This window comes from Micromonospora sp. KLBMP9576, assembly GCF_050941805.1.
GTDB lineage: Bacteria > Actinomycetota > Actinomycetes > Mycobacteriales > Micromonosporaceae > Micromonospora.
The window spans coordinates 5777294-5800657 of the sequence record NZ_CP194567.1; the positions used below are offsets into that span (position 1 = coordinate 5777294).

The 23364-nt window shown below is 73.9% G+C and carries 25 protein-coding genes; 15 read left to right on the forward strand and 10 right to left on the reverse strand.

The genetic code is table 11. From position 1 onward, the window contains the following. Positions 1-43: 43 nt before the first annotated feature. Positions 44-1408: a D-inositol-3-phosphate glycosyltransferase gene (mshA, locus tag ACQ452_RS25650; RefSeq protein ID WP_433387997.1), complete on the reverse strand. Its 1365-nt coding sequence runs from the start codon at positions 1406-1408 to the stop codon at positions 44-46. Between the two features lie 206 nt (positions 1409-1614). Here mshA and ACQ452_RS25655 point away from each other — a divergent pair, with 206 nt between their 5' ends. Together ACQ452_RS25655 and ACQ452_RS25660 are read left to right on the forward strand one after the other, a co-directional pair. Further along, positions 1615-2376: an SDR family NAD(P)-dependent oxidoreductase gene (locus ACQ452_RS25655; RefSeq protein ID WP_433394417.1), complete on the forward strand. Its 762-nt coding sequence runs from the start codon at positions 1615-1617 to the stop codon at positions 2374-2376. A gap of 23 nt (positions 2377-2399) precedes the next feature. Then, positions 2400-3200: a class I SAM-dependent methyltransferase gene (locus ACQ452_RS25660; protein ID WP_433387998.1), complete on the forward strand. Its 801-nt coding sequence runs from the start codon at positions 2400-2402 to the stop codon at positions 3198-3200. 18 nt (positions 3201-3218) lie between these two features. Here the strand turns inward: ACQ452_RS25660 and ACQ452_RS25665 are convergent, their stop codons facing one another. Then, on the reverse strand, positions 3219-4310 hold the full coding sequence (locus ACQ452_RS25665) for a UDP-N-acetylmuramate dehydrogenase (RefSeq protein ID WP_433388000.1): 1092 nt from the start codon (positions 4308-4310) through the stop codon (positions 3219-3221). A gap of 69 nt (positions 4311-4379) precedes the next feature. Here ACQ452_RS25665 and ACQ452_RS25670 point away from each other — a divergent pair, with 69 nt between their 5' ends. The 8 genes from ACQ452_RS25670 (at position 4380) to ACQ452_RS25705 (ending at position 12671) form a co-directional block, all read left to right on the forward strand. Continuing rightward, complete coding sequence (locus tag ACQ452_RS25670; RefSeq protein ID WP_433388002.1) at positions 4380-5141, forward strand: maleylpyruvate isomerase N-terminal domain-containing protein; 762 nt, start codon at positions 4380-4382, stop codon at positions 5139-5141. 237 nt (positions 5142-5378) lie between these two features. Beyond that, positions 5379-6683, forward strand: coding sequence for an ABC transporter substrate-binding protein (locus ACQ452_RS25675; protein WP_433388003.1), 1305 nt, complete (start codon positions 5379-5381; stop codon positions 6681-6683). Between the two features lie 73 nt (positions 6684-6756). Next, complete coding sequence (locus ACQ452_RS25680; protein WP_433388005.1) at positions 6757-7767, forward strand: carbohydrate ABC transporter permease; 1011 nt, start codon at positions 6757-6759, stop codon at positions 7765-7767. Continuing rightward, entirely contained in the window at positions 7764-8597 is an 834-nt protein-coding gene (locus ACQ452_RS25685; RefSeq protein WP_433388006.1) for a carbohydrate ABC transporter permease, read from the forward strand. The genes ACQ452_RS25680 and ACQ452_RS25685 overlap by 4 nt, the downstream gene beginning before the upstream one ends. Next, complete coding sequence (locus ACQ452_RS25690) at positions 8594-9973, forward strand: GH1 family beta-glucosidase (protein WP_433388007.1); 1380 nt, start codon at positions 8594-8596, stop codon at positions 9971-9973. Before ACQ452_RS25685 ends, ACQ452_RS25690 begins: the two co-directional genes overlap by 4 nt. A gap of 19 nt (positions 9974-9992) precedes the next feature. After that, positions 9993-11000, forward strand: coding sequence for a LacI family DNA-binding transcriptional regulator (locus ACQ452_RS25695; RefSeq protein ID WP_433388009.1), 1008 nt, complete (start codon positions 9993-9995; stop codon positions 10998-11000). Positions 11001-11323: 323 nt separating this feature from the next. Beyond that, entirely contained in the window at positions 11324-11773 is a 450-nt protein-coding gene (locus ACQ452_RS25700; RefSeq protein ID WP_433388010.1) for a RidA family protein, read from the forward strand. Between the two features lies 1 nt (position 11774). Then, positions 11775-12671: a GNAT family N-acetyltransferase gene (locus ACQ452_RS25705; protein WP_433388011.1), complete on the forward strand. Its 897-nt coding sequence runs from the start codon at positions 11775-11777 to the stop codon at positions 12669-12671. Positions 12672-12743: 72 nt separating this feature from the next. Here ACQ452_RS25705 and ACQ452_RS25710 read toward each other — a convergent pair whose 3' ends face one another. Next, complete coding sequence (locus tag ACQ452_RS25710) at positions 12744-13259, reverse strand: O-acetyl-ADP-ribose deacetylase (RefSeq protein ID WP_433388013.1); 516 nt, start codon at positions 13257-13259, stop codon at positions 12744-12746. Position 13260: 1 nt separating this feature from the next. Continuing rightward, positions 13261-14052: an EI24 domain-containing protein gene (locus ACQ452_RS25715; protein ID WP_433388015.1), complete on the reverse strand. Its 792-nt coding sequence runs from the start codon at positions 14050-14052 to the stop codon at positions 13261-13263. Positions 14053-14206: 154 nt separating this feature from the next. Here ACQ452_RS25715 and ACQ452_RS25720 point away from each other — a divergent pair, with 154 nt between their 5' ends. After that, a complete protein-coding gene (locus ACQ452_RS25720; RefSeq protein ID WP_433388016.1) occupies positions 14207-15277 on the forward strand; it encodes a helix-turn-helix transcriptional regulator in 1071 nt (356 codons plus the stop codon). Here the strand turns inward: ACQ452_RS25720 and ACQ452_RS25725 are convergent. Next, positions 15223-16137 (reverse strand): SDR family oxidoreductase, encoded by a 915-nt coding sequence (locus ACQ452_RS25725; RefSeq protein ID WP_433388018.1) that lies wholly within the window; start codon positions 16135-16137, stop codon positions 15223-15225. The two genes, ACQ452_RS25720 and ACQ452_RS25725, sit on opposite strands and share 55 nt — an antisense overlap. A gap of 76 nt (positions 16138-16213) precedes the next feature. Between ACQ452_RS25725 and ACQ452_RS25730 the strand changes: the two genes are divergently transcribed. Together ACQ452_RS25730 and ACQ452_RS25735 are read left to right on the forward strand one after the other, a co-directional pair. Beyond that, positions 16214-16969, forward strand: a complete 756-nt coding sequence (locus tag ACQ452_RS25730) for a nucleotidyltransferase domain-containing protein (protein ID WP_433394418.1) — start codon at positions 16214-16216, stop codon at positions 16967-16969. A gap of 270 nt (positions 16970-17239) precedes the next feature. Further along, positions 17240-18142 (forward strand): GNAT family N-acetyltransferase, encoded by a 903-nt coding sequence (locus ACQ452_RS25735; RefSeq protein ID WP_433388020.1) that lies wholly within the window; start codon positions 17240-17242, stop codon positions 18140-18142. Positions 18143-18184: 42 nt separating this feature from the next. Here the strand turns inward: ACQ452_RS25735 and ACQ452_RS25740 are convergent, their stop codons facing one another. The 4 genes from ACQ452_RS25740 to ACQ452_RS25755 all read right to left on the reverse strand — a co-directional run bounded on the left by ACQ452_RS25740 (position 18185) and on the right by ACQ452_RS25755 (position 20875). Then, positions 18185-19072: an alpha/beta fold hydrolase gene (locus tag ACQ452_RS25740; RefSeq protein ID WP_433388023.1), complete on the reverse strand. Its 888-nt coding sequence runs from the start codon at positions 19070-19072 to the stop codon at positions 18185-18187. Continuing rightward, complete coding sequence (locus ACQ452_RS25745; protein WP_433388025.1) at positions 19069-19383, reverse strand: DUF2516 family protein; 315 nt, start codon at positions 19381-19383, stop codon at positions 19069-19071. Before ACQ452_RS25745 ends, ACQ452_RS25740 begins: the two co-directional genes overlap by 4 nt. A 68-nt stretch (positions 19384-19451) precedes the next feature. Then, positions 19452-20243 (reverse strand): hypothetical protein, encoded by a 792-nt coding sequence (locus ACQ452_RS25750; RefSeq protein ID WP_433388027.1) that lies wholly within the window; start codon positions 20241-20243, stop codon positions 19452-19454. Then, a complete protein-coding gene (locus ACQ452_RS25755; RefSeq protein WP_433388029.1) occupies positions 20240-20875 on the reverse strand; it encodes a helix-turn-helix domain-containing protein in 636 nt (211 codons plus the stop codon). Before ACQ452_RS25755 ends, ACQ452_RS25750 begins: the two co-directional genes overlap by 4 nt. 175 nt (positions 20876-21050) lie before the next feature. Here ACQ452_RS25755 and ACQ452_RS25760 point away from each other — a divergent pair, with 175 nt between their 5' ends. Both ACQ452_RS25760 and ACQ452_RS25765 read left to right on the forward strand, forming a co-directional pair. Next, a complete protein-coding gene (locus ACQ452_RS25760) occupies positions 21051-21725 on the forward strand; it encodes a GNAT family N-acetyltransferase (protein ID WP_433388031.1) in 675 nt (224 codons plus the stop codon). A gap of 43 nt (positions 21726-21768) precedes the next feature. Next, positions 21769-22566: an alpha/beta fold hydrolase gene (locus ACQ452_RS25765; RefSeq protein ID WP_433388032.1), complete on the forward strand. Its 798-nt coding sequence runs from the start codon at positions 21769-21771 to the stop codon at positions 22564-22566. 55 nt (positions 22567-22621) lie between these two features. Here the strand turns inward: ACQ452_RS25765 and ACQ452_RS25770 are convergent, their stop codons facing one another. Next, a complete protein-coding gene (locus ACQ452_RS25770) occupies positions 22622-23266 on the reverse strand; it encodes a dihydrofolate reductase family protein (RefSeq protein ID WP_433388034.1) in 645 nt (214 codons plus the stop codon). Positions 23267-23364: the final 98 nt, after the last annotated feature.

Sequence of the window (23364 nt, forward strand, 5' to 3'; positions counted from 1 at the left end):
ACTCTACGACCGTCGCCACCCCGGCACCGGCCGGCGACGGCCGTCACCAGGAGCGCGACATCGCCGGGCAGTCGGCCAGCTCGGAGGCGAGCCGGGCCCGGTGGGCGGCGATCGCCTCGCCGTACACGGCCAGCAGCCCGGAGGCGGTCCGCTGCCAGGAGAAGTTGCGGGCGTGCCGCGCGGCGCCCCGGCCCAGCTCGGCGCGGCGGTGCCGGTCCGGCAGCAGACGCCCCAGCGTGCCGGCCCAGTCGACCGGGTCGTGGCCGTCGACCAGCACGCCACTGACCTGGTCGCGCACCGCGGTCACCAGGCCGCCGACGGCGGCGGCCACCACCGGCGTACCGCAGGCCTGCGCCTCCAGGGCGACCAGGCCGAAGGACTCGTTGTACGACGGCACCGCGACCAGGTCCGCGGCCCGGTACAGGGCGGGCAGGTCGTCGCCGGTCTGCGGGGGCAGGAAGCGCACCCGGTCGGCGACGCCGAGCGTGGCGGCCAGCTCCATCAGGGCGGTCGGCCGGTCGAGACCGCTGCCGCTGGGGCCGCCGCAGATCACCACGGTCACCTCGTCGGCCAGCACCGGGTCGTGCGCGCGCAGCGCGGCCACCGCGCGGATGAGCACGTCCGGGGCCTTCAGTGGCTGGATGCGGCCGACGAAGGCCACCACGTAGCCGGCGGCCGGCAGCCCCAGCCGGCGACGGGCCTCGACGCTGACGCGGTCGCCGTCCCCGGGAGCCGGGCGGAACCGGTCCAGGTCCACGCCGGGCTCGACCACCGCGACCCGGGCCGGTTCGGCGTCGTACCGGGCGATCAGGTCGCGGGCCTCCACCGCCGTGTTCGCGACCAGCCGGTCGGCCTCGGCGACCACCTGCTCCTCGCCGATGACGCGGGCCTTCGGTTCGGGCCGGTCCCCGGCGGCGAGCTGGGCGTTCTTGACCTTCGCCAGGGTGTGCGCGGTGTGCACCAGCGGCACCCCCCAGCGGTCCTTGGCCAGCCAGCCGACCTGCCCCGAGAGCCAGTAGTGGGAATGGATCAGGTCGTAGTGGCCGGGCGGACGGGACGCCTCGGCGCGCAGCACCCCGGCGGTGAAGGCGCACAGCTGCGCCGGCAGCTCCTCCTTGGTGAGCCCCTCCAGGGGGCCGGCGGTGACGTGCCGGACGTGCACGCCGGGCGACGTCTCGACCATCGGGGGCAGGTCACCGGAGGTGGCCCGGGTGAAGATCTCCACCTCGACGTTCGCCTCGGCGAGCCGGCGGGCGACCTCCAGGATGTAGACGTTCATGCCGCCGGCGTCCCCGGTGCCCGGTTGGTGCAGGGGCGAGGTGTGCACCGAGAGCGTCGCGATGCGCCGGGGGTGGGGTGCCGGGCAGGCACCGCGCTGACGCCCCACACCGGTGTGCAACTCCGCCACGTCCGCTCCCTCTGTCACGGTGGATGCCGTCGGCACGCCCGGCGCTTTTCGGACAACGTCCGCGGCGGGTGTCATCTTCCCCACTGCGCACCGGTAATGCGCCGGGACGACCCGCCGGCGTGACGGACGCCATTCGTCGCGCCGCCTGTCGCGGCGGTGGCGGACCTCGTCGTCGCGCCCCGGGGGCGCGGGGGGAGAATGGCCCGATGAGCTCTGTCGCCGTCGTCACCGGAGCGTCCAGCGGGATCGGGGCCGCCACGGCCCGCCGGCTCGCCACCGAGGGGTTCCACGTGCTCGCCGCCGCGCGGCGTACCGACCGGTTGGCCGCGCTGGTGGCCGAGATCGAGGCGGCGGGGGGCGCGGCCACCGCCGTCGCCTGCGACGTCACCTCCGACGAGTCGGTGGCCGGCCTGGCCACGGCCGCGGCAGCCCTGGGACCGGTCACCCTGCTGGTCAACAACGCGGGCGGCGCGCGCGGCCTGGACCCGGTCGAGTCCGGCTCGGTCGACGACTGGCAGTGGATGTACGACGTCAACGTGCTCGGCACGCTGCGCGTCACCCAGGCGCTGCTGCCCGCGCTGGAGGCCTCCGGGGCCGGCACCATCGTGGTGGTCTCCTCGACGGCCGGCTTCACCGTCTACGAGGGCGGGGGCGGCTACACCGCCGCGAAGCACGCCCAGACGGCGATCGCCGGCACCCTGCGGCTCGAACTCTGCGGCCGACCGGTGCGCGTGATCGAGATCGACCCCGGCATGGTGCGGACCGACGAGTTCGGGCTGGTGCGCTTCGGTGGGGACGCCGGGAAGGCGGCGGCGGTCTACGCCGGGGTCGCCGAGCCGCTGGTCGCCGAGGACGTCGCCGACTGCGTCGCCTGGTGCGCGACCCGTCCGCAGCACGTCAACGTCGACCGCCTCGTGGTGCGCCCGCTGGCCCAGGCCGCCCAGCACAAGGTGCACCGGGTCGGCTGAGCCGGCCCGGACGGTCTTCGACGGTGGCGGGCCCCGCGCGAAATCGGCCGCTCGGCGTGGTGACCCGGGGGACGACGAACCCGAACCGGCTGCGCCGGGTGGACAACTGGATCGTCGAGACCTGCGGGGCGACGCTGCGCGAGGCGGCCGACCCGCTGGTGGTGGACCTCGGCTACGGCGCCAGCCCGGTGACCGCCGTCGAGCTGCGCGCCCGGCTGGCCGGCGCGGTCCGCCCCGACCTGCAGGTCGTCGGGCTGGAGATCGATCCGGTACGCGTGGCCGCCGCCCAGCCGTCCGCCGACCCGCCGTGGCTCACCTTCGCCCGGGGCGGGTTCGAGCTGGCCGGGCTGCGGCCCGCCCTGGTGCGCGCCTTCAACGTCCTGCGCCAGTACGACGAGCGCGAGGTGGCCGACGCCTGGCGCACGATGACCGACCGGCTGGCGCCGGGCGGGCTGCTCGTCGAGGGCACCTGCGACGAGTTGGGGCGCCTCGGCGGCTGGCTGCTGATCGACGCCGACGGCCCCCGTACGCTCACCCTCGCCGCGCGGCTCACCACCCTGGGCACCCCGGCGGAGCTGGCCGAACGGCTGCCCAAGGCGCTGATCCACCGCAACGTTCCCGGCGAGCGGGTCCACGACCTGATCCGGGCCCTCGACGACGCCTGGCAGGCCGCCGCCGGCTACGCCCCGTACGGTCCCCGCCAACGCTGGCTGCGCGCGGTGTCCGAGGTGCGCGGGGCGGGCTGGCCGATCCTCGACGGTCCCCGCCGCTGGCGCCACGGCGAGGTGACCGTCGCCTGGTCCCGGGTCGCCCCCGTCACCTGAGCCGGCCGGGGCGCGGGATCAGATGGCGCAGTTGACGAGGACCGGTTCGGGGTGCAGGGTCACGCCGAACCGGCGGTGCACGCCGTCGCGGATCTCCCGGGCCAGCTCGACCAGGGCGGCGGTGCTGGCGGTCCCGCTGCGGTTGGTCAGGGCGAGGGTGTGCTTGCTGGAGATGGCGACGCCCTGCGGCCCGGGATGGCCCTTGCCGAAGCCGGCCTTGTCGATCAGCCAGGCCGCGCTGACCTTCACCACGTCCCCCGCGCCCGGCCAGCCGGGGGGCTCGCCGATGTCGGCGGCGCGTGCGCGCAGCAGCTCGTAGGCGGCCGTGTCGAGCACCGGGTTGGTGAAGAACGAGCCGACCGAGCGGGTGTCCGGGTCGGCCGCGTCGAGCACCATGCCCTTGCCGGCGCGCAGCCGCAGGACCGTGGCCCGGGCGTCGGCCAGCGGCACCCGGTCGCCCACCCGCACGCCGAGCGCCCGGGCCAACTCGGCGTAGCGCACGGGGCCGGACAGGGGCGAGCGGGCGAGCCGGAAGTCGACGGAGAGCACGATCCGGCGGTCGGCGTGCTTGAAGACGCTGGAGCGGTACGCGAAGCCGCAGTCGGCGGCGGCGATCCACCGGTTGGCGTTCCCTACCCGGTCGTGGACGTGTACGCCGGTGATGGTCTCGGCGACCTCCTGGCCGTACGCGCCGACGTTCTGGATCGGGGTGGCGCCGGTGGAGCCGGGGATGCCGGAGAGGCACTCCAGGCCGGACCAGCCGTTGGCGACTGTGGTGGCGACCAGGTCGTCCCAGGGCTCGCCGGCCTCGACGCGTACGGTGACGGTGTCGGCGTCCTCGGCGACCACCCGCAGGCCCCGGGAGCGCACCAGGACAACGGTGCCGGGGAAGCCGGCGTCGCCGATCACCACGTTGCTGCCGCCGGCGAGGATCAGGATCTGCTCGTCGCGGCCGGCCGCGTCCCGCACCGCCCGCACGATCTCGTCCGCGTCGGTGCCGGCGACGACGCGCCCGGCCGGGCCGCCCAGGCGCAGTGTGGTGTAGCGCGCCAGTTCGGTCGTCGTGGCGGGTTCGGTGCCGGTTGTCGGCTGGGCGTAGACGTCTGACACGCCTTTCACCCTAGGCTGAGGGGGAGCCGCGGCGCCCACTGGTGGCCCGGTCACCCCCGGGAGGATGGCATGAGCAGACTGCACGGCACCAAGGACTTCTGGATGGGCGCTCTCCGGGCGGAGGGCCCGGCGTTCGCCGCAGCCGTGGCCGAGGCGCCGCCGGAGACACCGGTGCTGTCCTGTCCCGGCTGGACCGTCGCCGACCTGACCCTCCACCTCACCTCCCTCTACCGCTGGGTGCACTCGTTCGCGGGCTCGGGTTCGGCGACCCCGTCGCCCGGCAACGCCGCACCCGTCGAGCCGGAGCCGGGAGTGCCGCCGCTGCAGCTCTGGCAGCAGGCGTACGACCAGCTGATGGTCCTCTTCGACGGCCTCGACGCGGAGGCTCCGGCCTGGAACTGGGCCCCGCAGCCGAAGCGGGCGGGCTTCTGGCCCCGTCGGATGGCGCACGAGACGGCGGTGCACCGCTGGGACGCCCAGCTCGCCATCGCGGCGGGCGATCCGGTCGAGGCGAAGCTCGCCGCCGACGGGGTGAGCGAGATCCTGGACACCTGGCTGCCGGCCGGCCGGCGCCGCACGGTGGGTCAGTGGCACGGGGTGGTCCACCTCCGCGCCGTCGACGCCGACCAGGAGTGGTTCCTGCGGTTGCGAGGCGAGGGGGTGGCCCTGCTCGACACCGACACCTTCTTCGACCACGACGACCACCACGCCCGGGCGCAGGTCAGCGGCACCGCGAGCGACCTGCTGCTGGCGCTCTGGGGCCGGTTGGGCCTCGACACGCTGGACGTGGCCGGCGACCGCGCCCTGCTGGAGGGGCTGCGGGTCGGGTGATCCGTGGCCGCGCGGCCGGCCGAGGGCCGCGCGCGGCGCACCCGTACGCCTGACGAGAGTGGCCGCCCGTGCCCGGGCGGCCACTCTCGTTCGCGTCCGGGCTTCCCCGGCGGCCGGTGGAGAGCGCTCTCTTGACAGCGCCCGGGTCAGCCACCACCCTGTCGTGAGAGCGCTCTCTCAGCTCTGCTCCACCACCTGCCTCACCACCTCAGACGACCTGAGAGGGGTCCGACCGATATGGGTGTCAATCCGCGCCGCCGCCTGGCGGCGGTGGCCCTCGCCACCGCCACCGCACTGCTAGCCACCGCCGGCTGCGCCGGCGACGACGAGCCCGCCGGGGACGGCAAGATCACGTTGACCGTGGACGTGTTCAGCCAGTTCGGCTACGAAGAGCTCTACAAGGAATACGAGGCCAGCCACCCCAACGTGAAGATCGTTGAGCGTGGCACGGGCACCAACCTCGACGACTACTCGCCGAAGCTGACCCAGTGGCTCGCCGCCGGCAAGGGCGCGGGCGACATCGTCGCCATCGAAGAGGGGTTGATGGTCGAATACAAGGCCAACCCCGACAACTTCGTCAACCTGCTCGACCACGGCGGGGCCGAACTCCAGGGCAACTTCCTGGAGTGGAAGTGGAAGGGCGCCACCACCAAGGACGGCAAGGTGATCGGCCTGGGCACCGACGTCGGCGGCATGGCGATGTGCTACCGCAAGGACCTGTTCGCCAAGGCCGGCCTGCCCACCGAGCGCGAGGCGGTGTCCAAGCTCTGGCCGACCTGGCAGGAGTACATCAAGGTCGGGGAGCAGTTCAAGGCGAAGAACACCGGCGCCTCCTTCCTGGACGCCGCGACCAACATCTTCAACACCCTCGTGCTCCAGACCGCGGGCAACGCGCAGGGCTACCACTACTACGACACCAGCGACAACCTGGTGGTGGACAGCAACCCGGCGGTCCGGCAGGCCTGGGACACCACGATGGACATCGTCGACTCGGGCCTCTCCGGCAAGTACGGCTCCTGGTCCGAGGAGTGGGTGTCGGCCTTCAAACAGGCCAAGTTCGCCACCATCGCCTGCCCCGCCTGGATGACCGGCGTCATCGAGGGCAACGCCGGCCCCGAGGCCAAGGGCAAGTGGGACATCGCCCGGGTGCCCGGCGACGGCGGCAACTGGGGCGGGTCGTGGCTCGCCGTGCCGGCCCAGAGCAAGCACCGCGCCGAGGCGATCGAGCTGGCGAAGTTCCTGACCAGCGCCAAGGGCCAGATCGGCGCGTTCAAGGCCAAGGGCCAGATGCCCTCCTCGCCGGAGGCGCTCGCCGACCCCGCGATCGTCGACGCCAAGAACGCGTACTTCTCCGACGCCCCCGTCGGGCAGATCTTCGCCGAGGGCGCCAAGACCCTGAAGCCCGTCTACATGGGGCCGAAGAACCAGGCCGTCCGCACGGAGGTCGAGAACGCCGTCCGGACGGTGGAACTGGGCCAGCGCAAACCCGAACAGGGCTGGACCGACGCGGTCAACAACGCGAAGAAGGCCGCCGCCAAGTAGCCCGCCGGGAGCGCGGGCGGGAGGGTGCCGTGGCGCCTCTCCCGCCCGCGCCCGGGAAAGGAGTGGTCCGGGCATGACCGTCCAGCTCGACGCGCGCCCGCCGGTCGCGCCGGCGCCCCGCACCGGCCGGCGTCCGCCGACGATGCGGTTCAGCCGCCTCGACACGAAATACTCGCCCTACCTGTTCGTCGCCCCGTTCTTCGTGCTCTTCGGGGTGTTCGGGGCGTACCCGCTGGCCTACACCTTCTGGGTCTCCCTGCACGACTGGGACCTGCTCGGCAGCGACCACCCGTTCGTCGGGCTGCAGAACTACAGCCAACTGCTGGCCGACACCGACTTCTGGCACGCCGTCGTCAACACCTTCGGCATCTTCGTCATCTCCACGGTTCCGCAACTGCTGGCGGCGCTCTGGCTGGCGAACCTGCTCAACCGGAAGCTCCGGGCCAGGACCACGTTCCGGATGGCGGTGCTGATCCCGAACATCACCTCGACCGCCGCGGTCGCGATCGTCTTCGGGGTGCTCTTCGGCCGCGAGTTCGGCATGATCAACTGGCTGCTCGACCTGGTGGGCATCGACGCGATCGAGTGGAAGTCCAACCGGGTCGCGTCCTGGGTGGCCATCTCCGCCATGGTCGACTGGCGGTGGACCGGCTACAACGCGCTGATCTTCCTGGCCGCCATGCAGGCCATCCCCCGCGACCTCTACGAGTCGGCCGCCATCGACGGCGCCAACCGGGTCCGGCAGTTCTGGTCGATCACCGTCCCGCTGCTCAAGCCAACGATCATCTTCACCGTCATCATCTCCACAATCGGTGGGCTCCAACTCTTCACCGAGCCCCGGCTGTTCCACTCCGGAACCAACCCGATCCGGGGCGGGACGCTACGGGAGTCGCAGACCGTGACCATGTACATGTTCGAGAACGCCTTCGCACCCCACTACAACTTCGGGTACGGCTCGGCGGTGGCGTGGCTGCTCTTCGCGCTGATCGCCGTCGTCGCGGCAGTCAACGTGCTGCTCCTGCGCCGGCTCGGTGGCGGGAAGCCCCCGAAGGAGGACGCGAAGTCGACGGGGGGCGCGCGATGAGCCGGCTCTGGGCCGCCAGCCGCCTCACCTACGCGGCGCTGATCGCCGCCGGAATCCTGTCGATCTTCCCGATCTACTGGATGTTCGTGGTGGCGAGCCGCTCCAACGACGCGATGGGCCAGCTACCGCCCCCGGTCACCCCCGGCGGCAACCTCGGCGCGAACATCTCCCGCCTGCTCGGCAACACCGACGCGTACTTCGTCGCCGGGCTGATCAACTCGGCGATCGTGGCGAGCACCGTCACCGTCTCGGTGGTCCTCTTCTCCACGCTGGCCGGGTTCGCCTTCGCCAAGCTGCGCTTCCGGGGTCGAAACGCGCTGCTCATGGCGATCATCGCGACGATGATGGTGCCCACCCAGCTCGGCGTCATCCCGCTGTACATGCTGATGACGAAGCTGAACTGGAACGACCGGCTGCCGGCGGTGATCGTGCCGGCCCTCGTCACCGGCTTCGGGGTCTTCATGATGCGGCAGTACGCGGGCCAGGCGGTCAGCACCGAGCTGATCGAGGCCGCCCGGGTGGACGGCTGCAACACCGCGCGGATCTACTGGAACGTCGTGCTGCCGGCGCTGCGCCCGGCCGCCGCCGTGCTGGGGTTGCTCACGTTCATGACCACCTGGAACGACTTCCTCTGGCCGTACGCGGTGCTCAACGACCCGGAGAACCCCACCGTGCAGCTGGCGTTGCGCACCCTGTCCGACGGGTACTACACCGACATGTCCCAGGTGTTCACGGGGACGGCCATCGCCACCCTCCCGCTGTTGCTGGTCTTCGTCCTGTTCGGCCGCCAGATCATCGGCGGCATCATGGAAGGTGCGATCAAGGCGTGAGCACTCTGCGATTCCCCGAGAACTTCGTCTGGGGGGCGGCCACCGCCGCGTACCAGATCGAGGGCGCGGCCACCGACGACGGCCGCGGCCAGTCGATCTGGGACACCTTCAGCCGTACGCCGGGCAAGGTCCACCACGGCCACACCGGCGACGTGGCCTGCGACCACTACCACCGGTACGCCGACGACGTGACGCTGATGGCGGAGCTGGGGCTGGCGGCGTACCGCTTCTCGGTGGCCTGGCCCCGGATCCAGCCCGACGGCACCGGCCCGGTCAACCCGCGCGGCCTGGACTTCTACGACCGGCTCACCGACGCGCTGCTGGCCCGGGGCATCGACCCGATCGTCACGCTCTACCACTGGGACCTGCCGCAGACCCTGCAGGACCGGGGCGGCTGGACCAACCGGGAGACCGCCGAGCACTTCGCCACGTACGCCACGGCGGTGCACGGCCGCCTCGGCGACCGGATCCGCACCTGGACGACGCTCAACGAGCCGTGGTGCTCGGCGTACCTGGGCTACGGCAACGGGGTGCACGCCCCCGGCGAGCAGGACCCGGGCGCGGCCTTCGCCGCCGTGCACCACCTGCTGCTCGGGCACGGCCTGGCGGCCCGCGCGCTGCGCGCGGGCGGCGCGCAGACCGTCGGGATCACCCTCAACCCGGCCGACGTGCGCCCCGCCGACGCGGACAGCGCCGCGGACGTGGCGGCGGCACACCTGGTCGACGGGCTACAGAACCGGATCTTCCTCGATCCGCTGCTGCGGGCCGCCTACCCCGACGACGTGCGGGAGCACGTGGCCCGCATCGTCGAGCCGACATTCCTGCGCGACGGCGACGAGAAGCTGATCGCCGCCCCGATCGACCTGCTCGGGATCAACTACTACCAGCCCACCTACGTCGCCGGCCGGGCCGACGGCGCGGGCAGCGCCGCCTACCCGGGCACCGCCGGTGCGGTGGAGTTCCTCCCGCCGGTGGGGCCACTGACCGACATGGGCTGGATGATCGAGGCGGCCGGGCTCACCCGGCTGCTGGAGCGCATCGCCACGGACTATCCCGGCGTACCGATGATGATCACCGAGAACGGCGCGGCGTTTCCCGACAAGGCCGGCGCGGACGCCCCGAACGGCGCCGGGCAGGTGCTGGACGACGATCGGATCGCCTACCTCGACGGGCACCTGCGCGCCGCCCACGAGGCGATCTCCCGGGGCGTGGACCTGCGGGGCTATCTCGTATGGTCACTGCTGGACAACTTCGAGTGGGCCGAGGGCTACCGTCGACGGTTCGGGATCATCCACGTCGACTACCTGACGCAACGACGCACACCGAAGTCCAGTGCCCGGTGGTACCAGGAGGTGATCTCCCGGAACGGGCTGTGACGAGGCGGTGGTAACGGGGATGACGACGGCGCAGCGGCCGACACTCGAGGCGGTGGCCCGGCTGGCGGGCGTCTCACGGGCCACCGTGTCCCGGGTGGTGAACGGCTCCACGACCGTCGCCGAACCGATCCGGGAGGCGGTCCACCAGGCGGTGGCCGAGCTGGGGTACGTGCCGAACCTGGCCGCCCGCAGCCTGGTCACCCAGCGGACCGACTCCGTCGCCCTGGTGCTGCCCGAGGCCGCCACCCGGGTCTTCTCCGACGACCAGGTCTTCCCCGGCATCATCCGGGGCGCGGCGCAGGAGCTGGAGGCGGCCGACAAGCAGCTCGTGCTGATGCTGGCCGGCTCGCCCGCCGGACACGACCGGGTCGAGCGCTACACGACGGGGCGGCACGTCGACGGGGTGCTCTTCGCCTCGCTGCACGGCGAGGATCCGCTGCCCGGCCGGCTGGCCCGCCTCGGCATCCCCGTCGTGTGCAGCGGCCGGCCGCTCGACGGCGCCGACGTGCCCTACGTCGACGTCGACCACGTCGGCGGGGTCGCCAGGGCGGTGCGGTACCTGCTCGACAGTGGTCGCCGCAGGATCGCCACGATCGCCGGCCCGCAGGACATGGTGGCCGGCATCGAACGGCTGGCCGGCTACCGGAACACGGTCGCCGACGCCGGCCTGCCGGAACTCGTGGCGACCGGCGACTTCACCCGCGAGTCCGGCACGACGGCTATGCGGCAGCTCCTCGCCGAGCATCCCGACCTGGACGCCGTCTTCGCCGCCTCCGACCTGATGGCGCACGCCGCCCTGCGGGCGCTGCGCGAGGCGGGGCGGCGGGTGCCGGACGACGTGGCGGTGATCGGCTTCGACGACATCGAGACCGCCGCGTACACCGAGCCGCCGCTGACCACCGTCCGCCAGCCGATCGTGCAACTGGGGCGGGCGATGACCCGGCAACTGCTGCGGATCGCGGCCGGCGAGCAGGTCGAGCAGGCGCTGATGCTGCCGACCGAGCTGATCGTCCGCGAGTCGGCCTGACCGGCGGCCCGACCACGACCGGGCCGCCCCCGCAAGCCCCTTCCCGCCGCGCTGGCCGCCCTCCCCGGGCTCCCGCCCGAGTGCCGGGAGGTTGGTTCCGCTTTCTGGGACGGTCGTAGATCCTGGTGGGAAACGGCCCCCGGAGAGGCCGTTTCCCACCAGGATCTCCCACGCGTACCTGTGCCCCGACCCGTGCCGCCCCCACCGGCGACGGCACGCCGCCACCAACCACCCCCGAGCGGGGATCGTCCTCGAATCCCGCCTCGCCCTCCGGGCCGGTAATCCGGTGGTCGGCACCCGGGCCCGCGACTATGGTCCCCGCTGTGACCGAACCGGCCCAGCTCATCCGCGTACCCGCGCTCTCCGACGTCGCCGAGTACGCGTACGCGGCCACGGTCGTCCCGCCCGCCCGGCTGGTGTTCACCGCCGGCGCCTGCCCGCTCGACGCCGACGGGCGGACCGTCGCACCCGGCGACCCGGTCGGCCAGGCCCGGCAGGTCATGGCGAACCTGGAGACCGCCCTCGCGGCGGCCGGTGCCCGGCTCACCGACGTCGTCAGGACCACCGTGTACGTCGCCTCGTCCCGCCAGGCCGACCTGGTGGCCGCCTGGGAGGTCGTCCGGGACGCCTTCGGCGACCACGAGCCGCCCAGCACCCTGCTCGGAGTGACCGTCCTCGGCTACCCCGAGCAGCTCGTCGAGGTCGAGGCCGTCGCCGCCGTCAAGGCCGTCGCCGCCGTCGAGGTCGAGGCCGTCGCCCGCGACGGGAACTGACATGCCGATCCGGACGGCCCGCCCCGACGACGCGCCCGCCGTGGTGGCGCTGCGCGCCATCGTGCACCCCTACCTGGTACGCGGTGTCGAGTCGACCCGCCGGATGATCGCCCAGCCGCCGCCCGACGAGGCCTGGACGGCGTACGTCCACGAGGTGGACGGCGCCGTCGTCGGCTGGGTGTCGGCGTACCGCAACGCCCACACGTCCGAGCCCGACGTCGGGGAGGTCGCCACCCTGCACGTGCACCCGGAGCACCGGGGCCGCGGCGCCGGCACCGCGCTGCTGACCGCCGCGCTGGGGCACCTGCGCGACATCGGCGCCCGTCGGGTGCGCACCTGGGCGCTGCCGGAGTCGCTGCCGTTCGCCCGCCGGCACGGGTTCACGCCCAGCCGCGAGCTGCGCTACTCGGCGCTCGACCTGCGGCCGGCCCCGCCGATGCCGCAGCCGCCGCCGGGCGTACGGCTGCTCCCGCTGACCGACGTCGACCCGCGTCGGCTCCACCTGGCCGAGACGGCGGCGGCGGCCGACGAACCGGAGGACGTGCCGGCCGACTCGATCAGCTATGACGCCTGGCGCCACGAGGTGTGGGAGAACCTGGGCCTGGACCGGGCGGCCAGCACGGCGGCCGAGACGGGCGGCGAGGTGGCGGCGTTCAGCCTCGTCATACGCGACGGCGACCGGATGTGGTCGGACTACACCGGTACGGTGCCGGCGCACCGGCGGCGTGGGCTTGCCCGCCTCGCCAAGACGGCGGCGCTGCACCGCGCCGCCGCCGACGGGGTACGCGTCGCCTACACCTCGAACGACGAGGCGAACGCGCCGATGCTGGCGATCAACGTCAAGCTCGGCTACCGCCCGGTCGGGTCGAGCTGGTCCTGCCTGCGCGACCTCTCCTGACCCGGCCACCGACCACCCTCGCGTGGTCGGCCCGCCCGCCGGCCAGCGATCCGCCGTCGGCCCGCCCGCCGGTCAGCCGGCGGCAGACACCCGCTGCGCGACCGTCAGGGTGTCGGCGCCGAAGAGTACCAGCCGGGCCTCGGTGACGTGCGTCGGGGCAGCCGGGCGGAGCACCGACAGGGCCTGCCGGACGGCGTCCTCGACCGGCCAGCCGTAGACGCCGGCCGAGACCAGCGGAAACGCCACGCTGGCCGCACCCAGCTCGTCGGCGATCCGCAGGCTGTTCGCGTAGCAGTCGCGCAGTAGCGCCGAGCGGTCCTTCCCGGCCGACCAGACCGGCCCGACCGTGTGCACCACCCAGCGCGCCGGCAGGTTCCCCGCGGTGGTCGCGACCGCCTGGCCGGTGGGCAGGCCGCGGCCGTACCGGGAGGCGCGCAACGCCCGGCACTCGTCGAGGATGGCCGGACCGCCCCGCCGGTGGATGGCCCCGTCCACTCCCCCGCCGCCGAGCAGCGACGAGTTGGCGGCGTTGACGACGACGTCCACCCGTTGGGTCGTGATGTCCCCCTCGACCAGGGTAATCTCCACGTCAGCCCTCCGCCGTGGACTGGCCGAGCGACCGACGGGCCAGCAGGGTCGCCCCGGCGACGGCGGCCGGCATGACGAGCACCGCGCCGAGCGGGATCAGGAAGCAGACGAAGACCGCCACCCCGAAGCCGAGCGTCGTCGGGCGGTCCGCCTTGAGGTGTGCGCGCCGCTGCGGCAGCCGCATCCCGCGCCGGTAGAAGGGGGCACCGACCAGCTCCACGGCGAGCAGCCAGCCGCCGACCGCCGCCCCGATCACCGGCACCACGGTCTGGCCGACCACCGGGATGAAGCCGGCGGCGAAGAGCGGGATGCCGAAGAGGATCGACAGGCCCACCAGCCGTACCGAGTCGGCGAGGCTGCGCCGCAGCGACGGCCAGAACGGCACGTCGACCGCGTTGGGCGTGCCGCCGAGGCGTTCCTCGACCCGCTCGGAGATCTTCTCGTAGAACGGGTCGCCGATGACCAGGGTGACGGCGGTGAAGCTGACCACCGCGAGCAGGCCGCCGATGCCGAGGAAGGCCAGCCCGGCGATCACCCGGGCCAGGCTGCGCGCGGTGGTCGACCAGTCGTCGGCGAACGGGGTCACCAGCGCGGCCAGGTCGTCCACGAAGTACGCCAGGGTGGCGAACGCGGCCACGAAGAGCGCGCCCGAGATCAGCGCCGGGATGAGGCCGAGCAGCATCATCCCGGGACTGCGGACGTAGAGACCGAGGCCGCGCAGGAGCAGGCCCACGCCGGCGAAGAACCGGCCGGCGGCGCCGGTCACGGGCGCGGCGATGCGGGGTGCGTTCACGACGGAGAGCCTAGTGGCCGCCGGCGCACCGACCGGCCGCGACCGACCGGTGCCCGGCGTACAGGCGCCCCCGACCTGCTCGTCGCGGCCGTGCCTACGACCCGGGCCCGCGCACCGGCGAACGGACGCTGAGCCCGCCGGGCAGGATGGACGGGTGCGCGCATCCCGGCTGATCTCCCTGGTCCTGCTGCTGCAAGCCCGGGAGACGATGACCGCGGTGGAACTGGCGCGCGAGTTGGAGGTCTCCGAGCGGACCGTCTACCGGGACGTGCTGGCGCTCTCCGCCGCCGGGGTGCCCGTCTACGCCGACCGGGGCCGGGCGGGCGGCTACCGGCTGCTCGGCGGCTACCGGACCCGGTTGACGGGGCTGACCCGGGACGAGGCGGAGGCGCTCTTCCTGGCCGGGCTGCCCGGCCCGGCCGGCGACATGGGACTCGCCGACGCGGTGGCCTCGGCCGAACTGAAGGTGCTGGCGGCGCTGCCGCCCGCGCTGCGCGACGCGCCGGCCCGCACCGGGCAGCGGTTCCACCTGGACGTGCCGGGCTGGTTCCGCGAGGCGGGGCCGCCGCCGTGGCTCACCGAACTGGCCGGCGCCGTCTGGCGGGACCGGGTGGTCGAGCTGCGTTACCGGCGCGGCGACCGCGAGGTGACGCGCGGCGTGCGGCCGTACGGGCTGGTGCTCAAGAACGGCGTCTGGTACCTCGTGGGCGGCGTCGGCGACGACGTGCGCACCTACCGGGTCGACCGGGTCACCGGCGTGGCGGTGGGCGGGGAGACCTTCGACCGGGACGAGGGCTTCGACCTGGCCGGGCACTGGCGGCAGCGGGCCGAGGCGTTCCAGCGGGGCGTGCTGCGGGAGCGGGCCACCGTCCGGCTCAGCCCCGCCGGCCTGCGCCAGCTCCGGCACCTGGCGGACGCCCCCTTCGCGTACGACGAGGCGGTCGCCGGCGCCGGCGGGCCCGACGGGCAGGGCTGGGTGGTGACCCGGCTGCCCGTCGAGTCCGTCGACGTCGCGTACCACCAGTTGTTGGGGCTGGGCCCGGAGGTGGAGGTGCTCGACCCGCCGGAGCTGCGGGCGAGGCTGGCCGAGGCGGCCGAACGGATGACCCGCCGCTACGCCGGGCCGCAGCCGGAGCCCGAGCCGCAACCCGAGCCGGGGCCGGGGCCGGGTCAGCGGAAGCCGGTCTCGGCGGCCGGTCGGCCGGGCTCCACCACCTCCGTGTAGTAGCGCGCCCAGTGCGGCCGGGTGCCGTCCAGGTCGGTGAAGCCGTACACCTGGGCCAGCCCGCCGCTGTCGAGCGACGCGCCGTTCCAGCGGGCCCGGTCACCGTCGGCGGCCAGGGCGGCGACCGCGCGGCCGACCAGGGCCGGCGTCTCCGACATGACGAAGTGCGGCTCCTTGGCGGCGGCGTCGCGCCAGTTCTCCTCGGTGACGCCGTAGTGCTCCAGCATCGCCTCGGACCGCAGCCAGCCCGGGGTCAGCGCGACGGCGGTGCAGCCGTGCGGCTTCAGCTCGTGTGCCCAGCTGAAGGCGAGCCGGTTCACGGACGTCTTGGCCAGGTCGTAGAAGACCGAGAGCCGGTAGTTGGCGTCGTTGTGCTCCCGCGTGCCGTCGCCGACCTCGACCACCAGGCCACCCGGGCGGCGGATCAGCAGCGGCAGGGCGTGATGGCAGGTGATGATGTGGGTGTCGATCGCCAGGCGCAGGCTGCGGAAGCCGGCCTCCAGCGGCTGCTCCCAGACCGGCTTCTCCCAGGTGGTCAGGGGGTCGCCGCCCCAGATGTCGTTGACCAGCACGTCGAGGCGGCCCTGCTCGGCGTCGATCCGGGCGACCAGGTCGCGGACCTGCTCGGATACGAGATGGTCGACCCGCACGGCGATGCCGGTGCCGCCGGCGGCGGTGACCAGTTCGGCGGTCTCCTCGATGGTCTCCGGCCGGTCCATCTCGGAGCGGCCGGCCCGGCTGCTGCGGCCGGTGGCGTAGACCGTGGCGCCGGCGGCCCCGAGCTGGATCGCGATCTGCCGCCCGGCGCCCCGGGTCGCCCCGGCGACGAGCGCGACCTTCCCTGTCAGTGGTGTCGTCATGCGGCGAGCCTGTCAGCGATACCTGACAACCGAAGTCCGGTTTCGTGAAGCCGTGTCGTGCGTCATGCTCGCCGGCATGCACCTGCTGCTCTCCGGGATCGTCGGCTCGGTCGCGTACGGGCTGGCCGGGCCGGGTTCCGACGTCGACCGGCTCGGCGTGTTCGCCGCGCCCACCGTCGCGTTCCACGGCCTGCGTCCGCCCCGCGAGTCGGTGGTGACCACCGACCCGGACATCACCCTGCACGAGGCGGCGAAGTGGTGCCGCCTGGCGTTGAGCGGCAACCCGACCGCCACCGAGCTGGCCTGGTTGCCGGAGGACTGCTACGAGACCCGTACGGAGTTCGGCGACCGGCTGATCGCCATCCGCTCGGCGTTCCTCAGCGCGCCCCGCGTACGCGCCGCCTACCTCGGGTACGCCGGCCAGCAGTTCCGCAAGCTGGAGTCCCGGGGCGACGGGACGGCTTCCGCCGACACCCGGCGGCGGGTCGCCAAACACGCCCGGCACCTGGCCCGGCTGCTGCACCAGGGCCGGGTGCTGCACGCCACCGGCGTGCTGGAGATCCGGCTCGCCGACCCACAGTGGTTCCGGGGGTTCGGCGAGCGGGTGGCCGGCGGCGCCCTGGACGAGGCACGCACGCTGCTCGCCGAGGCGGAACGGGACTTCGACCGCGTCCGCACCCCGCTGCCGCAGCGCTCGGACGAGACGACGGTGCAACGCTGGCTGCTCGCCGTCCGCGCCGCCCACCTCCCCACCTCCGCCTCCGGCCCCGGCTCCGGCCCCGGCTCCGGCTCCGGCTCCGGCTCCGGCTCCGGCTCCGGCGGATCTTGGTAGGAAAGTGCCCTGGAGCCTCCCGGAGGGGCCGTTTCGTGCCAAGATCGACCGGTCAGGCGAGCGGCACAACGCGGGTGCTCGCGGCTCACCGCCGCCGCGTCACCCGAAATACGGTTTGTCGGCGCGGAGGCTGCGGCTAGCGTCCTCAGGCGTCCTCGATCTCGGGAAGGAGGTGGGCACCGTGTCCGTCATGACATCGTCGTGCTCCCACCCGGCCCCGAGGACGCCGCGGTCCTGATCCGGGAGCACGTCACACCCGGAAGGATCCCCATGACCGACCTGGTCATCCGCCCGATCACCGCGGGCGAGGTAACACTGTTCGATTCACTGCCCGACCCCCGGCTGGTCGGCCGCGCCGCTTTCGGCGAGAACTATTCCGACATGGCCGCCGACGGGCAGTACCGTCCCGAGTGGAGCTGGGTCGCCCTGCGTGACGGCGTGGTGGTCGCCCGCGCCGCCTGGTGGGCGGGGCCGGACGACGACGCGCCACTGGCCCTCGACTGGCTCGACTTCACCGATCAGGAGGCGGCGGTGCGGTTGTTGCGGGCCGCGCCGCTGCGGGCCGAGTACACGCTGTCGTTGCCGCCCGGCTGGCGCTGCGAGCCGGCCGTCCGCGCGCAGGCCGAGGCCCGGATAGCGGTCGCGACCGCCGCCGGCATGTCGGTGCTCGTCGAGCGGTACCGGTACCGCTGGACACCGAGCTGCGGGCTGCCCGCCCGGCCCGGCCGGTTGGAGTTCCGCCCGGAGCCGGACGACGCCGTGGTCCTCGACGTGCTGCGCCAGATCGGCGAGGGGAGCCTCGACGCGCACAACCGCCACACCACCGCCGGGCAGGGGGCGGACGCGGCGGCCCGGGAGGAACTCGACCTGCTGCGCTGGCTGCCGAGCCCGCGCGACTGGTGGCGGCTGGCCTGGACGCCGACCGGTGAACTGGTCGGCGTCACCGTCCCGGCCCGCAACCACAGCGACCCGGTCGTCGGCTTCGTCGGTGTCGTGCCCGGACAGCGCGGGCGCGGCTACGCGTACGACCTGCTGGTCGAGGCCACCCACCTGCTCGTCGAGGCGGGGGCGGAGGAGATCGTGGCGGCCACCGACCAGCCGAACCACCCGATGGCCGCCGCCTTCGCCCGGGCCGGCTACCCGATCGAACGGGAACGCGTCGACCTCGTGTGACGGGCCGGCCACCGGCGTCGGTGTCCGACGCCGGTGGTCGCGTCACCCGTTGAGGAAGGTAGACACCCGGCTGCGCAGGTCGGCGCGTTCGCTCCAGAGCACGCCCGGCCGGTCGTACACGTGCAGGGTGGCCCGGGGCAGCACGGCCGCGAGCTGCTCGGCGGCCTCGACCGGATGCAGGTCGTCGCCGGTGCAGCCGATCACCAGGGCCGGCGCGGTGACCGCGGCCAGCGGCCGGGCGTCGCGCAGCGGCGCCTGCCCCGGCAGGCCCGCCAACCCCGGGGCGAGCCCGTCGCGCAGAAGCTGGTCGAGGCGCTGGCGCAGGTAGGCCCAGCCGGCCGGGGTGTTGCGTACCCCGGGTGGCAGTTCGGCCTGGACCACGTCGGCGACGGCGGAGGCGTCGCCGGCCTCCACCGCGTCGAGCAGCGCGGTCAGCCGGGCCCGGGCGGCCTCGCCGCGGGGCCGGTCGAGCGCGGCGGGCAGGAAGAAGACGAGCCGCTCGAAGCGGTCGGGGCTCTCGATCAGCAGCCGGCAGAGCGCGCCCGCGCCGAGGCTGGCGCCGAAGACCCGGCTGGCGCCGCCGAGGTCGGCGACCGCGCGCAGGTCACGGGCGAGGTCGAGGTAGCTCCACGGACCGGGCGGCGCGTCGGAGCGGCCGTGCCCGCGGAACTGGAAGAAGAGCTTGCGGCCCGTCACCCCGCTGCCGAACGGCCGGGTGGTGGCGATGCCGTTGCCCAGCCCGTGGGCGAAGACCGTGACCGGGTCACCCGTGCCGGTGACGAGTTGCTCCAGGTGTACGCCGTGCGGCGTGGCGACCAGCTCGGTCTCCGGTTCCGGCAGGGCCGGCCGACCGGTACGCGGGCCACCCGGGCCGGGGCCCCAGGTGCGGGGCCCTCCGTCCGGCGGGGGCGGCCAGCGGAAATCCCTCACCAGAACCCTTTGCCGTCACTCAGGTCGCGCAGCCCCACCCGGACGTCGAGCAGGTAGATCAGACCGGCGGCGATGCCGACGAGCCCGAAGAGACTGATCGGACCGAAGCCGAGCAGGGTGAGCACCAGGCAGACGGCAAGGATCGCGATCCAGCCGCCCTTGGGCAGCGTGCCGATGGCCGAGAAGGCGTCGGAGCGTTGGGTGATGGCGTGGACCAGGGCGATGCCCTGCACGATCAACGCGAAGACGAGCAGGATCAGCTCGGTCACGTAGCGAACATCGAAGGCGAAGAGCGGCGCGGCGTAGGCCATGTCGGCAAGCTTATGCCGATGGCCCCGATCCGTCCGACAGGACGCAGCGGGGCCATCGGCGCAGCGGACTATTCGGCGGCCGGGCGGGCCCGCTTGGTGGCCCGGGGCAGCTTCGCCGACGGGGCGGCGGCCGGCTTCGCGGCGGCCCTGGTGGCGGCGGCCTTGGTGGCCCGGGTGGTCGCCTTCTTGGCGGTGGCCGGCTTGGCCTCCAGCACCTCGGCCACGTCGGCCGGGGTCGGCACCTCGGCGGCGGTCGCGGTGGCCGGCGTCGCGGTCGCCGTGGCCGGCGTCGCGGTCGCCGTGGCCGGCGTCGCGGTCGCGGTGGCCGGCGTCGCGACGGCGGTGGTCGACGTCGCGACGGCGGCCTCGGTCCCGGTCGCCTCGATGTCGGCGTTCACGGTCTCGGCGGCCTCCAGCACGCCGGCGCCGACGACCCGCTCGCCGCGGGCGATCAGCGCGACGTACGCGGCCTGCGCCCGCTCCTGCGCGGCCTGGGCACCGGCGACCATCACGGCGGCGTTGCGGGCCGCCACGACGCGCAGCCGGTCCAGGTCGGCGACCACGCGCAGCTTCTCGAGGTCGGCGACCTCACGCAGGCGCTTCAGGTCCAGCTCCGCCGGGACGGCCTTCTCGCGCAGGCCGCCGGCGGTCAGGTTCGCCGTACGCAGGGTGTCGTTGGCCTTCTGGCGCAGCTCGACCCCGGTGACGACGGCCTTGCCGCCCAGGTCGGCGACGACCTTGGTGCCGAGGTCGGTCACGACGGCGGGAAGCTTGCGAAGCTGCTGGAGGGCGAGCTCGCCGGCACCAGCGGCGGCGTAGATCGGGGCCGGGATGCGGCTGGTCTTCGGCTGGGTCATCACTTCTCCTCTTCGGCCGCGTCGGCGGCCTTCTTCTTCACGGGGGTGTCGATCGGAGCGGGGGCGGCACCGGCCTCGGTGACGGCGACCGATTCCAGGACGGCCTCGGTCGGGGTCCCCTGCGGCGTGGTGGGGCCCGTCGCGGCGAGGTTCGCCAGGTCGGGCGCCGCCTCGGCGGAATCCGACGGGCCGGCGGTCGCCCCGGGCACGGGGCCGGCGGTGGCCCCCGGCTCGGCGGCTGCGGGGCCAGTGGCGGGTGTCGCGCCGGTGGCCGCCGCGGTCGCCTCGGCGAGCCGCGCGTTCTCCCGGCGGAACGTCTCGTAGATCTGGGTGAGCGACTGCTTCTGCGCCATCGTCAGGTCGGGGTCGACGGTGATCGCCGCGAGCACGCCCTGACCCTCCTTGTCGTCGAGCAGCCCGGCCCGCAGGTACATCGCCGGGGTGGAGACCCGCAGCGCGCTGGCGAGCTGCTGGAGCACCTCGGCGCTCGGCTTGCGCAGGCCGCGTTCGATCTGACTGAGGTAGGGGTTGCTGACCCCCGCCTGCTCGGCGAGCTGCCGGAGTGAGATCTTCGCGTTGCGGCGCAGGTCGCGAATGAACCCGCCGACGTCGGGAAGCTCCTTACCAGTGGCCATGACCCGACGCTAACCCGCCCTGCTAGCTACTGCAAGCAAAACGCTAACCAGAGTTAGCGACGTCTCACCGCCCGGCTGTTGCCGACCCCGGCCACGCCCGGCCGGCCGGCCGCCAGAGTGATCGCCGCCGATAAACCGGTGGCGCGACGGCGTCCGGCCCGCCACGATCGAGCTCGTGCTCGTCGACCTGTGGCCCCAGTACGGCCTCACCATCTCCACACCCCGGCTCCAACTGCGCCTGCCCCACGAGGAGGAACTGGCGGACCTCGCCCAGCTCGCGGGCCGGGGCGTGCACCGTGCGGGCGAACGCCCGTTCCTGACGCCGTGGACCGACGGCGACCCGGAGGACCGGGCGCTCGGCGTGTTGCAGGGGCACTGGGACAGGCTCGGCGGCTGGAGCCACTCGGCGTGGCGGCTCGGCCTCGGCGTCTTCCGGCATGACGAGCCGCTCGGTGTGGTCACGCTCGCCGCACGCGACTTCCTGGTGGTCCGGGAGGTCACGACGTCGGCGTGGCTCGGGGTCGACCACCAGGGCAGGGGCTACGGAACCGAGGCCCGCGCCGGCCTGCTCACGCTGGCTTTCGACCACCTCGGCGCCGATGCCGCACGCACCGAGGTCTTCCAGGACAACCACTCGTCCCAGGGGGTCTCCCGCAAGCTCGGCTACGAGCACGACGGCATCTCCGTCGACGCCCGCGGCGACGAGGCCCTCGTGTCAGATCGCCTCCGGCTCACCCGCGAGAAGTGGAGCCGGCAGGACCGGCCCGCCGTGACGGTCCACGGGGTGGCGGCCTGCCTGCCGATGTTCGGTCTCCGACCGGAGCCCCGCACCGCCCAGCCCGCGCCGTAACAAGCCGGTTGCGTCCCGGTCGCCCCCTGCGTACCTTTCCACAGTGACCAAGATCGAAGTGAACGGCGCCCTGCTCGCGTACGACGACACCGGCAGCGGCAGCCCGGTCGTCCTGCTGCACGCCGGCATCGCGGACCGCCGCATGTGGCGCGAACAGGTCGGCCCGCTCGCCGCGCGGCACCGGGTGATCACCCTCGACCTGCGCGGCTACGGGGAATCCGAACTCCCGCCGGCCCCGTTCGCCCACCACGACGACGTGGCCGGGCTGCTCGACGCGCTGGACCTCCCCCGGGCCGCCCTGGTCGGCTGCTCGTTCGGCGGCGCCGTGGCGATCGACACCGCGCTGGCCCACCCGGACCGGGTCACCGCGCTCGCCCTCCTGGGCACCGCCGCCTCGGGCCACGAATGGTCGGAGGAGGCAAACGACCTCTGGGACAGCCTGGTGGGAGAGGTCGACCCGGAGGACGTCGCCGCCAGCGCCACCGGCGACGTGCGGTTCTGGGTGGTCGGCCCGCACCGTGAACCCGAGGACATCGACCCGGGGCTGCTCGCCTTCGCCCACGAGATGGACCTGCGGGCGCTCGCCGCCGAACTGGCGCTCAGCGCGGTCGACATCGCCGAACTCGACCCGCCCGCGATCGGACGCCTCGGCGAACTCCGGATGCCCGTGCTCGTCGGCGCCGGCGCCGCCGACGTACCCGACATCAGCCGCCTCGCCGACCGGATCGCGGCCGAGGCGCCCCACGCGACCCGCCTGCCGGACGTGCCGGACGCCGGGCACCTGCTGCCGCTGGAGCGCCCCGCCCCGGTCAACGCCGCCCTGCTCGGCTTCCTCCCCTGACGCCGCCACCACCGGCCGGACCGACGACAAGGACCCGCCTGGCGCGGGGGTGGCTTCAGTCGTCGCGTCCGGCACCGCGGCCGGGCGCGCTCATGTCCCCCGTGCCGGGCGTCCCCTCGGCCAGCGCGTAGCGCAGGTAAACGGTGCCCGTCGGACTCGCCACCGGCGGTTCGAGCAGGGTGAGACTGGCGGGCACCGCGCCACCGTCGAACACCTTCTTGCCGACGCCGAGCACGATCGGGTGCACCCAGAGGTCGAGACGGTCGAAGAGCCTCTCGCGCAGCAGGGTCTGCACCAGATTCAGGCTCCCGACCACCTTCACGTGCTCGTGCCGGTCCCGGATCTCACGCACCGCGCCCGCCAGGTCCGGGCCGAGCTGCGTGGACCCGGCCCACGAGAGGTCGGGCCGCCCACGCGAGGCGACGTACTTCGGGACGCTGTTGAAGAGCGCGGCGATCTCGCCGTCCTCGCCGCCCTCCTGCTGCGGCCAGTGCGCGGCGAAGATGTCATAGGTCCGCCGGCCGAGCAGGAGAGCGTCCGTCCCCTCGTACGCGGCACCGACCTGCGCCCCGGCGACCTCGTCCAGCAAGGGCGCCTGCCAGCCGCCGAACCGGAACCCCGCCGGGTCCTCCTCGGGGCCCCCGGGCGACTGCCCGACGAGGTCGAGGGTGGCGAACAGCTCGATGTGGATGAGGCCCATGCCCTGCTCCCACTGACTCGGTGGTCTCGGTCGGGAGGCAGACCCGGGACGCCGCGCCGGCACTCCCCGCTCACGATAGATGACAGGCCGCGTCCGCG